The organism is Prevotella sp. P6B4 (genome assembly GCF_000619985.1).
Classification (GTDB): Bacteria; Bacteroidota; Bacteroidia; order Bacteroidales; family Bacteroidaceae; genus Prevotella.
This window is the reverse complement of the sequence record NZ_JHVE01000002.1, coordinates 206,309-217,878: the sequence shown is the minus strand read 5'-3', so window position 1 is coordinate 217,878 and position 11,570 is coordinate 206,309. Positions and strand designations below refer to the sequence as shown.

General features: G+C 45.5%; 8 protein-coding genes. 7 read left to right on the top strand and 1 reads right to left on the bottom strand.

The window, feature by feature from the left end:
* The first annotated feature begins 70 nt into the window (after nt 1-70).
* The 7 genes from T491_RS0102150 (at nt 71) to T491_RS0102120 (ending at nt 9,233) form a co-directional block, all read left to right on the top strand.
* Nucleotides 71-2,542, top strand: a complete 2,472-nt coding sequence (locus T491_RS0102150; protein WP_028902410.1) for a hypothetical protein — start codon at nt 71-73, stop codon at nt 2,540-2,542.
* A gap of 30 nt (nt 2,543-2,572) precedes the next feature.
* Entirely contained in the window at nt 2,573-3,508 is a 936-nt protein-coding gene (locus tag T491_RS0102145; protein WP_028902409.1) for a type IX secretion system membrane protein PorP/SprF, read from the top strand.
* Nucleotides 3,509-3,526: 18 nt separating this feature from the next.
* Nucleotides 3,527-4,969, top strand: coding sequence for an SUMF1/EgtB/PvdO family nonheme iron enzyme (locus T491_RS0102140; RefSeq protein ID WP_028902408.1), 1,443 nt, complete (start codon nt 3,527-3,529; stop codon nt 4,967-4,969).
* A gap of 19 nt (nt 4,970-4,988) precedes the next feature.
* A complete protein-coding gene (gene gldL / locus T491_RS0102135) occupies nt 4,989-5,759 on the top strand; it encodes a gliding motility protein GldL (protein ID WP_028902407.1) in 771 nt (256 codons plus the stop codon).
* Nucleotides 5,760-5,800: 41 nt separating this feature from the next.
* The gene (gldM, locus tag T491_RS0102130) at nt 5,801-7,360 is read left to right on the top strand and encodes a gliding motility protein GldM (RefSeq protein ID WP_028902406.1); all 1,560 of its coding nucleotides are present in this window, start codon (nt 5,801-5,803) and stop codon (nt 7,358-7,360) included.
* A gap of 43 nt (nt 7,361-7,403) precedes the next feature.
* A complete protein-coding gene (gldN, locus tag T491_RS0102125) occupies nt 7,404-8,498 on the top strand; it encodes a gliding motility protein GldN (RefSeq protein WP_231480159.1) in 1,095 nt (364 codons plus the stop codon).
* Nucleotides 8,499-8,615: 117 nt separating this feature from the next.
* Complete coding sequence (locus tag T491_RS0102120) at nt 8,616-9,233, top strand: porin family protein (protein ID WP_028902404.1); 618 nt, start codon at nt 8,616-8,618, stop codon at nt 9,231-9,233.
* Between the two features lie 9 nt (nt 9,234-9,242).
* Here the strand turns inward: T491_RS0102120 and priA are convergent, their stop codons facing one another.
* Nucleotides 9,243-11,498, bottom strand: a complete 2,256-nt coding sequence (gene priA / locus T491_RS0102115; protein WP_028902403.1) for a primosomal protein N' — start codon at nt 11,496-11,498, stop codon at nt 9,243-9,245.
* Nucleotides 11,499-11,570: the final 72 nt, after the last annotated feature.

Here is an 11,570-nt window from a genome sequence, read left to right as displayed (position 1 = left end):
TAATCACTGGTATTTTTGTTGGTTTTCATATCAAAAATACTAATTTTGCAGTCACAATTTAAATAAGAAGATGTATAAGTTCTATCGATCCCTATTTTGGCTGTTAGCCATCATCCAATTTTCTGCATTGCAAGCTCAAGGCTTGCGATTCCTGAATCCGATTGATTCCATCAACGGTCGAACTTCATATTCGGTGTTTGGCGACGATGAGAAATTGTTTGTTCATCAGCTGACGATCAGATTTGATATGCAGATACCTCGTGTGCCCGAGGTTGGTTATATCCTGCATGTAGTGGATGAGAATCAGGGAGCGAATTATAACTTGTTTTACGATGGTCGCGGTAATGATTGGTTTGAGCTGAACGAAGAAGGTAAAACCACACTTATACGAAGTAATATCAATCGTCAGGCTCTTCTTGATAAAGGATGGGTGCCTTTTATGTTGACGTTCAATTTTGATAAGAAGGAGCTGAAGATGGTCATTGATGGCCATGTGACGCAGGCTAAGATTAATTCTATGCCAGCTTTCTTGTCACCCAAAATTGTGTTTGGAAGGTTTGATTATTTGATTGAAGTACCATCTGTTACCATTAAAAACCTGCAGGTGTTAGGAGCCGAAACGGATTATTTCTTTCCATTGTCTCAGAGCCGTAGCAATGATGTCTACGATCAGAACCAGCATAAAATAGGTTTTGTGGCTAATCCTTATTGGAGTATCAATGATTGTTATCACTGGAAAAAACTCAACGTGATGCATTTTCAGCATAATGCCGGTGCTACATATGACCCTCAGCGTCATCTGTTCTATGGCTATACTCGTGATACCTTATTAATATATAATAGCGATAGTCAAGCGACCAACTATCATGTATTTCAGACGCCTTGTCCAGTAGATATTAATCTGGGAATGAACTTTCTTGATAAGCGTACGAATAAGCTATATACTTATGAGGTGTTTAAATATGATAATCCTGCTGATCGACCACAGGATGAGGCTTCGATGGCCAGTCTTGATTTGAATACGCTTGAGTGGACGTCAGAATGTTTTACTCAGTTGCCTACACAGATGCACCATCATGGTTGCTTTCTCGATACATTGCGCAATCGGTTTTGTATCTTTGGTGGATTTGGAAGCATGCAGTATTTCCGCAATCTGCATAGCTATGATATAGCTGCTCATGAGTGGCAACCTGGCAAGCCTCTTTATGCATGTACGCCGCGCTATTTTACATCAATGGGTATCGATGCCCGTTCACGCTATGCTTATATCTTTGGTGGTATGGGTAATGAATCTGGAAATCAATCTATCGGGCGCCATTATCTGTATGATCTGTATCGCATCGATCTGCGTAACGACTCGGCACAGAAGTTGTGGACCATTGATTGGGGAAAGCGTCAACATTTGGTTCCTGTACGCAATTTGCTTATCATGGGGGATTATTTCTACACGTTGTGTTATCCAGAGGCGCTCTCTGAGTCTTATCTGCGCCTCTGCCGTTTTTCGTTGAAAGATGGTTGCATGGAGATGCTGGGCGACTCAATTCCTATTCACTCTGATAAGATTGCCACGAATGCCAACCTGTACTATGACCCTGTCGTCGATAAGTTCTTTGTGTGTGTACAAGAGTTTACTGATGATATCTCCTCAACGATATCGCTCTATTCTATCCAATTGCCAGTGCTGTCGGATGCTGAATTTGCTGAGATTTCAGAACTGCCTACTGATGCCCGCTGGTATCTGCTGGGGGGTGTTATTATATTGTTAGTGCTGGTTGTGGCGTGGTTGTTCTATCGCCGTCATCGTTTATACCGCAAGCAGATAGAGAATAACGAGATACACGACGTGGAGATACCGGAACATGTGCCTAACTCCATTTATCTTTTCGGAGCTTTTAGTGCTTTCGACCGTAAGAACCGCGATATTTCTTATCTGTTTACTGATAAGTTGCGTGAACTTACTTGTTTATTGTTGTGGTATCATAAGCAGGGCGGTTTGTCGTCAAAACGTATTGGTACCATTTTGTGGGGTGACAAACCTGCCGATAAGATCAAGAATTCACGGAGTGTTATTATGAATCATCTACGGAAAGTGCTTGAGGAACTGGACGGTATAGAATTAGAATACACAGATGGACTCTACCATTTTGTCATCAAGCAGTCTTTCTATTGCGATTATCTGACATGTTCGCATCTGGTGTTTACAGAGTCGTATACCGAACAGAGTCTATTAGGAATCCTGCGTCGTGGCAAGTTCTTGCAGACGCAGAGCCAACCTTCGCTCGATCAGTTTAAGTCGGAGACCGAGCGCATTCTGACACCTGTTATTCAGCGTATGATGCAACGTACTTACGAGAATAGCGAGTTGAAGCTGACGCTTTATCTGGCTGATGCGATGTTCCATATAGATCCCTATCATATCGAGTCATTCTCCTATAAAATGAAAGCCTTGAATCGATTGGGTAAGGTATATGAAGCGCAGGAAGTCTCTCGTGCGTTCCATGAGGAGTATATCAAAGCCTTCGGTGAAGACTTTACGATATAATAATTTGGAATGTTTTGCGTTATTAGTAATGTGAAACATTTCGGTATACTGATAACATCGCTTTTGTTCGTAGCGACAAGAACTTTTGCGCAATACGATGTGTCCTTCGCTCATTATTGGGCGATGGAACCGTCGTTTAATCCAGCAACGGTGGGTAAGGAGGCTAAACTGAATGTGACTGGCGCCTATGCCTTACAATTGGCTGGTTTTGAACATAATCCCAAGAGCATGTATGCTGCAGCAGACATGCCGTTCTATGCACTGGGGGCATATCACGGCGTAGGTTTGCAATTACTGAACGATGAGCTGGGTTTGTTTTCGCACAAACGTCTGAGTTTGCAGTATGCCTATCAGCGTCGGGTGCTGGGCGGAAAACTGAGTCTGGGCGTGCAGGCTGGCATGTTGAGCGAAACATTTGATGGCAGCAAACTGGAAGTGGAAGATCCTAATGATCCGGCATTCTCTTCTTCGTCGGTTAATGGTACGGGCTTTGATATCTCGGCAGGAGTATATTATCAGGCACGTAACTGGTATGTGGGTATGTCGGCTCTGCATCTCAATTCGCCGGTGGTGGAACTGGGAGAAACCAACGAATTAAGTATCGACGCAACGTATTATTTTACTGCCGGATACAATATTCAGCTGAATCATCCGTTTTTTAAAGTACAGACATCCGTATTGGGGCGTACTGATGGCGTGGCTTGGCGTGCCGACATAACAGGTCGACTGAAGTACGAGCACGATAAGAAAATGTTGTATGCGGGTTTAGCGTATAGTCCCACGAATTCGGTGACGGTACTGCTTGGTGGCCGATTTCATGGCATTCATTTGGGATATAGCTATGAGGTGTACACTTCACATATCAGTATCGGAAACGGCAGTCACGAGCTGTTTGTGGGATATCAGACAGAGTTGAATCTGTATAAAAAGGGCAGAAATCTGCATAAGAGTGTGAGATTACTATAGTAAGATAAAAAGGTAGATATGAAGAAATTGATAGGATTATGTACCGTAGCGGCCTTTATGCTGACCAGTTGCTTTGGTAGCAAGATGATGACGGCAAATGGTGGAGAGGTGACAGGTACAGGCGGCAAAGCCTTTACTGAACCGACTCCTTATGGTATGGTATTGGTAAAGCGTGGGCATCTGAAGATGGGTATCGAGCATCAGGATTCTCTATGGGGCAAGAAAACACCTCTTAGAGATATCTCTGTTGATGGATTCTGGATGGATGAAACGGAGGTGACCAATTCGAAGTATCGCCAGTTCGTAAACTATGTACGTGATTCGATTCTGCGAGAGCGTCTTTCAGAAATCGACGAGACCTATAAGACGGTGAAAACGGATAGGGAGGGAAATGAGATCTCGACTGTTCTAAACTGGAAGAAGCCTCTACCGCGTCGTCCCAATGAAGACGAGCAGGAGATTATCGATGGTATGTATGTGACTAATCCCGTGACTGGTGATAAGATGTTGGACTATCGTCAGTTGAACTATCGCTACGAGGTGTATGACTATACTGCTGCAGCTCTACGCCGTAATCGTCTGAATCCTCAGGAACGTAATCTGAATACAGATATCACCATCGACCCTGAGGAACAGGTGATGATATCGAAAGATACAGCCTATGTGGATGATGAGGGGCGTATTGTCCGTGAGAGCATCAACCGTCCGCTGACAGGTCCTTGGGATTTTCTGAATACTTATATTGTGAATGTGTTCCCTGATACCACTTGTTGGGTAAACGATTTCCCCAATGCCGACAACGAGATGTATCTGCGTTACTATTTCTCGAATCCTGCCTATAACGACTATCCCGTGGTGGGTGTTACCTGGGAACAGGCCAATGCCTATTGTGCTTGGCGTACCGATTACTTGCTGAAAGGGTTAGGGGCAGCAGCTCGATATGTGCAACGGTATCGTCTGCCAACAGAGGCTGAGTGGGAGTTCGCTGCACGTGGTAAAGATCAGAACGAGTTTCCTTGGGACAATGAGGCTGTGGCCAGCGGTAAGGGTTGTTTCTATGCTAATTTTAAACCTGACAATGGTAACTACACGAAGGATGGTAATCTGATAACCAGTCGGGTAGGAATCTATTCTGCCAATTCAAACGGACTTTATGATATGGCAGGTAACGTAGCCGAATGGACCAGCACTATCTATACTGAGGCTGGTGTTGAGGCTATGAACGATATCAACCCCACGTTGAAATACAATGCCGCCCAAGAGGACCCCTATCGCTTGAAACGTAAGAGCGTACGTGGCGGTTCGTGGAAGGATCCTGAGTCGTATATCCGTTCGGCATGGCGTACGGCGGAGTACCAGAATCAGCCACGTTCGTATATCGGATTCCGATGCGTGCGTAGTTTGGCCAACTCAACCAGCGAGCGTGCCAAGGCTGCTAAGGTGAAAGGTAAGAGGAAATAAACTAAAAATCAAGATAGTTATGACGATATACAGCAAATATAATATGATCTACCGCTTGCAGAAGTGGATGGACAGTGTGCCAGGTCAGACCTTTCTGAACTATGCCTATAGCTGGGGTGCATCGATTGTAATCTTAGGTACACTCTTTAAGTTGACCCATCTCGATGGTGCCGATTTCTTTTTGTTCCTCGGTATGGGTACAGAGGTGGTGGTGTTCTTCCTTTCTGCCTTTGATCGGCCTTTCGATAAGTCGACCGATGGCATGGAGCTGGATACACATGTTAATGTTAATGGTGAAGTGCCCGTAGTGAGCAAGGGAGGCAGTGCTACTGTAGTTGGCGGTAATGGTGGTACCATCATTATCAATGGAAACGGCGGAAGTTACGGTTCATCGACAGATAACCGTAATATATCAGCCCCGAAAGTTACGGATTCCTCATCGATGTCGCCAACTGCGGCTCAGCCCGTTGTGATGGGACAGCCAGAACTCGATGCGGCTACTTCGAGCTATGTTGAAGAGTTAAAGCATCTGACAGAAACGCTGTCAAAAGTGTCTGCCCAGAATGAGAAGCTGGCGCACGATTCAGAGGAGATGGAGAATCTGAACCGTACGCTGACAGGTATCTGCAAGGTTTACGAGATGCAGTTGAAGAGTGCCAGTTCGCAGATTGGTACTATCGATGATATCAACGAGCAGACCAAGAAGATGGCCGGGCAGATACAGGAGTTGAACCGCATTTATGCGCGTATGATCGAAGCCTTGCAGGTTCGCGCCTCAGTGGCCCCCTAAATAAATGGTAAATTGTAAATTGTCAAATTGTAAATAAAAACATGGCAATAAAGAAAAGACCTGTCTCTCCACGCCAGCGGATGATAAATCTGATGTACGTCGTCTTGATGGCTATGTTGGCGCTGAACGTCTCTAACGAGGTGCTCAACGGCTTTTCGATTGTGGAAGAAAGTCTGAACCGCACCACCAGCAACTCGTCGAAGGAGAATCTGGCTATCTATGAGACCTTTGAACAACAGATGAAGGCCAATCCGCAGAAGACCAAGGAGTGGTACGATAAAGCCCAGCTGGTGAAGCAGATGAGCGATTCTCTTTACAACTTTGCTGCCAGCCTGAAGCAGGCCATCGTGGTTGAGGCAGATGGAGAGGATGGCGATGTGAACAATATCCGTAATAAGGAAGATCAGGAGCCTGCCAGCAATGTAATGCTCTCGCCCACTAATGGTCAGGGACAGAAGCTATATCATGCCATAAACTCCTTCCGAGAGCGGATGCTGACAATGGTTACTGATGAAAAGCAGAAGAAGATAATTGCCAGCAACCTTACTACCGAAGTCCCTAAGCGCGCTATGGGTAAGAACTGGCAGGAATATATGTTCGAATCAATGCCTGCCGCAGCTGCTGTCACCTTGTTGTCGAAACTGCAGAGTGATGTTCGTTATGCAGAAGGCGAGGTATTACATAAATTGGTGCAGAATATCGATGTGAAAGATATCCGTGTGAACTTGCTCGATGCTTTTGTCATCCCCACTTCGAAGACCATCGTTAGAGGCGATCGTTTCTCGGCTCGTATCGTGATGGCGGCTGTTGACACTACTCAGGTTCCTAATATCTTTATCGGTGGACAGAAGGTAAACTTGCAGAATGGACTCTACGAAACCGTTTGTGGTAAAACAGGCGACTTTACTTTGAAGGGGTATATGGAGATGGTGAATGGTAATGGAGACCGTATCCGTCGTGAGTTCTCACAGGATTATACAGTTGTGGAACCTGGTGCTACAGTTTCGGCCGACCTGATGAATATGCTTTATGCCGGTTATGCCAATCCCATCAGCATCAGTGTACCAGGTGTGCCTTCAAATAAAGTTCAGGCTACTATGAGTAATGGAACATTGCAGGCTGTAGGTCCTGGTAAGTACATTGCCAAACCAGCCAAAATAGGTCAGAACGCTGTTATCACAGTGACTTCAACCAATACAGGTCGCCCTCAGCAAATGGGACAGTACACCTTCCGTGTGTGTAAGTTACCCGATCCAACACCTTATATCTCTATGAGCGATGAGCATGGTAATCCTACTCGCTATAAGGGTGGTGGTTTGGCTAAGGGACAACTTGTGGGTGTTGACCGTCTGGGAGCTGCTATCGATGATGGTATTCTTGATATCGCCTTCCGTGTGCAAAGCTTTGAGACCGTGTTCTTCGACAATATGGGTAATGCTGTGCCGTTGGCATCCGATGGTGCCCAGTTCTCGGCCCGTCAGAAGGATACCTTCCGCAAACTGGCCCGTAATCGCCGCTTCTATGTCTCAAGAGTTACTGTGGTCGGGCCTGATGGAATCACCCGTACGTTGACAAATCCTATGGAAGTGATTGTTAAGTAAGGGTAAAAAAGTAAAAGAGTAAAAAGGTAAATAAATATGTAATATGAAACAGAGTATGTTTAAGAATATCAGTTTAAAGGTTGTGGTAAAAGGTATTTTACTTTTTTACCTTTTTACCCTTTTACCTTTAACAGCTACCGCTCAGCCACCCCAGCGGCGTGCAGAACAGCAGGCTCAACAGCAGAAACAGCAGCGAAACGCTTCGAACGCCATGTCAATGCGCGCTCAGATATCTTTTCCTACAGCTGTTGAAATGCCCGAAGAGGTAGTTTGGCGACGTGATATCTATCGTGAGATATCGCTTGAGGATGATGCTAACGCAGGCCTTTATCATCCAGTAGAACCACAAGGACGTCAACTCAATCTGTTTACTTATATCTTCAAATTGGCGTTGAATGGCTATATTCCAGTTTTCGAGTATCCCACTGATGGCAGCGATGTGTTCTCAGCGACTACCAGAGCAGATATGAAGACTATTCTCGACAACTATCACATCTTCTACGAGGAACAGGATGGTCGTATCAAGGTTGATAACAGCGATATTCCTTCGGCAATGGTCAAGAAATACTATCTGAAGGAGAGCGCCTATTATGATCAAGCAAACTCGTCGTTACATATCAAGGTGCAGGCTTTATGTCCAATCATGATGGATGAGTTTGGCGGTGAAGCAACACAGTATCCGCTCTTCTGGGTTCGTTATAGTGATTTGGAACCTTATCTGAATCGTCAGACAGTGATGGCGAGTAATCTGAACAATGCAGCTCAGGTATCGATGGACGATTTCTTTACCATGAATATGTATCGTGGCAAGATATATAAGACCAACAATGCACAGGGTAAGACATTATTGCAGCTCTGTGATGGTGATACCACGAAGATGAGTGCAGAACAGAAACGTATCGAAGCAGAACTCGCAGCATTTAAAAAGACCGTCTTTGGTGATGCTGCCAAGCGCGACTCATTGGATAGCATTGCTGCCCAGAATGTTAAAGCTGCAGATAAGAAGGTGAAGGCTGCTAAGAATAAGCCTGCATCGAACAAAGGTGTGAAAGAGGTTAAACAGAAAACGTCGAAATCAGAAAAAGCCAGCAGTAGTAACAGCGGTGCCCGCGTTTCTGTACGACGTCAGAGGCATTAATGGCAGGAAATAGGGAATAATCATCGAAAAAATACGGCTATTTCCTTCTCTATTCCGACTTTTTTCGTAACTTTGCACCCATCGAGAGATTCATTAACAATTTAATCCGAATAAGTTATGAAGAAAATTTTTACTTTGGTAGTGCTGCTGGCAACGATGACCGTTGCTGCCAATGCACAGTTGAAGTTTGGTGTTAAGGGTGGTCTTAACCTGACAACCATGAAGTTTGATAATTCTGTAGCCGATAAGTCAAATCAGGCAGGTTTCTTTATCGGTCCGACTGTTAACTTTACCCTTCCCATCGTAGGTCTTGGTATCGATGCCTCTGCTTTGTATGATCAGCGTTCTGCCAAGTTGGAGAATGAGACCATGAAGCAGCAGTCTATTCAGGTTCCTGTTAATCTCCGTTATGGTTTTGGTTTAGGTAATACTGCCAGCATCTATCTCTTTGCTGGTCCTCAGTTCGGTTTTAATCTCGGCGATAAGAGTAATTCTGTTGAAGCTGTTAATAAGCAAGCCGCAGGCTGGACACTGAGAAGTTCTAACCTGAGTGCTAATGTAGGTCTTGGATTGATGCTGCTGAATCATTTGCAGGTATCAGCTAACTACAATATCGCTCTTGGTAAAACTGGTGATTTTGAAGTCGTAGAGGCTGTTGGCACTACTACATGGAATACTGTTACAGGCAAGACTAAGGCTAATGCTTGGCAGTTGTCTGTAGCTTATTTCTTCTAAGAATAGGATTTATAGCGGGTCTACGTCGAAGTAGATCTGTAATGACGTATAGCGCTTGTCTTGTAGCATCTGTTGCTGGGCAAGCGCTAAATATTTCCGTACATCAGCCATGTTGATGCCCAGTTCCAACTTCAATACAAGCTTTCGTATGGAGAGTGATTTTACTTTGGCAATGGCTGGCTTGTCGGGTCCAAGCACACGGGTAGAGAACCACTTGCGCAATCTACTCCCCATTTCGATGCTTGCAGTCTCGACTACTGCATCAGACCGATGCTTCAGGTAGACGTAGACCAAACGGTAATAAGGCGGATAGTGGAATTGTTGGCGTTCCGCTATCAGTGAGTTATACAAACTTGTATAGTCATTTTGTACTACCTGTTGGATAACTGGGAGTGTCGGTGATTTAGTTTGCAGAATTACCAGACCGCGCTTCCCCTTTCTGCCAGCTCGTCCACTTACTTGTGCCATCATCATATAGGCTTGTTCGTAGGCACGGAAATCAGGATAGTTTAGCAGATTGTCGGCATTGAGAATCCCCACCACCGACACTTTATCGAAGTCGAGTCCTTTAGAAATCATCTGTGTGCCAATCAACAGATTGGTACGCCATGACGAGAAATCGCTGATAATACGTTCGTAGGCATTACGGGTTCTGGTGGTATCGAGGTCCATGCGAGCGATGCGGGCCTCAGGGAAGATGTCGCGCAACTGATCCTCTATCTTCTCTGTGCCATAGCCTTTTGTCAGGAGTTCCTTGCTGCCACAGGCTGGACACTCGGTGGGAACCTGATAGGTATATCCGCAGTAGTGACAAGTCAACTGGTTCATGTTACGATGTAATGTAAGCGATACATCGCAATGCTGGCAATGAGGAACCCAACCACACTGCTTACACTCTATCATTGGCGCATAGCCACGACGGTTCTGGAAGAGGATGACCTGCTCACCACGTTCCAATGCTTCACGTGTCTTTGTCAATAACAAGGGGGAGAAGGGACCATTCATCATTTTGCGGTGCTGTAGATCCTTGATGTCAACCACCTGAATTTCTGGTAACTCTATACCTTTATATCTTTGGAAGAGTTCTACTAATCCATATTTCCCGCTTTTGGCATTATGATAGGTCTCGAGTGAGGGCGTGGCTGTTCCTAACAACGTCTTGGCACCATACATCTGTGCCAGCATGATAGCAGCCGAACGGGCATGATAACGGGGGGCTGGATCCTGTTGCTTATAAGACGAAACATGCTCCTCATCGATAATCACCAGTCCCAGATTCTGGAAAGGTAACAGTACGGCACTTCGGGCTCCCAGTATCACGTCGTAGGGATGCTGCGATAGCTGTTTCTGCCATATTTCCACGCGCTCGGCATCAGAGTATTTGCTGTGATAGATACCTAAACGATTGCCAAACACCCGTTGCAGTCGTTGCATCATCTGTACGGTGAGGGCAATCTCCGGCAACAGATAGAGCACTTGCTGATGCTTGTTCAAAGCCTGTTGTATCAGATGGATATAGATCTCAGTCTTTCCGCTTGAGGTGACGCCATGTAATAGCGTGACATTCTTCTGCAAAAACGAGAACTGAATCTGGTTATACGCCTCCTGTTGGACTTCGCTTAATGGTTTGATTAGCTCGGGATGTGGTTCGCCGCCGTAATTCAATCTTCCAACCTCTTTGTCGTATGTCTCAAGCAAGCCACGTTGTACCAGCGCATTCACTGATTGAAGTGTATGTCCCTGATTGATTAGCTCTTCGCGTGTAATCTCAAACTGTTCTTCGCCTGCACCTAACTGGTCCCATGCTGATAGTTCGAGATAATTCAGAAACGCCTTCAGTTGCTTGGGAGCTCGTTGTAGCATATCAATGGCAACATGCAAGGCTTGTTCATTGCGGAACTTGGACGACAGTTGGATATAGAGTTCTGTCTTGGGGCGGTAGCCGTCTTCGGCTTTCAATCCTGAAGGGAGAGCTGCTTTGTACACTTCGCCAATGGGCGACATGTAGTAGTCGGCAATCCATTGCCAAAGTTTCAGTTGATGGTCGGTGATGATGGGCTCGGCATCCATTACCTGACTGATGACCTTGACTTGATAGTCTTGTGGTTTATCATTGTGCAGACGTGCCACTATGGCAAGGTAGGTCTTGCTGCGTCCGAAAGTAACAAGCACGCGAACGCCCACCTTCAGCACCATGCCCTCTGGTACTGCATAGGTGAACAATCCCGCCAGGGGAACTGGCAATATCACATCTGCATATTTCATCAGTCGGCAAAGGTACACAAAAAAGCCGAATGCTCCAAACATTCGGCTCTATTTTCTTTAGTCTCTTCTGAT

What these genes read in the sequence shown, in the direction of transcription:
- T491_RS0102150 (WP_028902410.1), top strand. Translation starts at nt 71, where the DNA reads ATGTATAAGTTCTATCGATCCCTATTTTGGCTGTTAGCCATCATCCAA.
- T491_RS0102140 (WP_028902408.1), top strand. Translation starts at nt 3,527, where the DNA reads ATGAAGAAATTGATAGGATTATGTACCGTAGCGGCCTTTATGCTGACC.
- gldL (WP_028902407.1), top strand. Translation starts at nt 4,989, where the DNA reads ATGACGATATACAGCAAATATAATATGATCTACCGCTTGCAGAAGTGG.
- gldM (WP_028902406.1), top strand. Translation starts at nt 5,801, where the DNA reads ATGGCAATAAAGAAAAGACCTGTCTCTCCACGCCAGCGGATGATAAAT.
- gldN (WP_231480159.1), top strand. Translation starts at nt 7,404, where the DNA reads ATGAAACAGAGTATGTTTAAGAATATCAGTTTAAAGGTTGTGGTAAAA.
- T491_RS0102120 (WP_028902404.1), top strand. Translation starts at nt 8,616, where the DNA reads ATGAAGAAAATTTTTACTTTGGTAGTGCTGCTGGCAACGATGACCGTT.
- priA (WP_028902403.1), bottom strand. Translation starts at nt 11,498, where the DNA reads ATGAAATATGCAGATGTGATATTGCCAGTTCCCCTGGCGGGATTGTTC.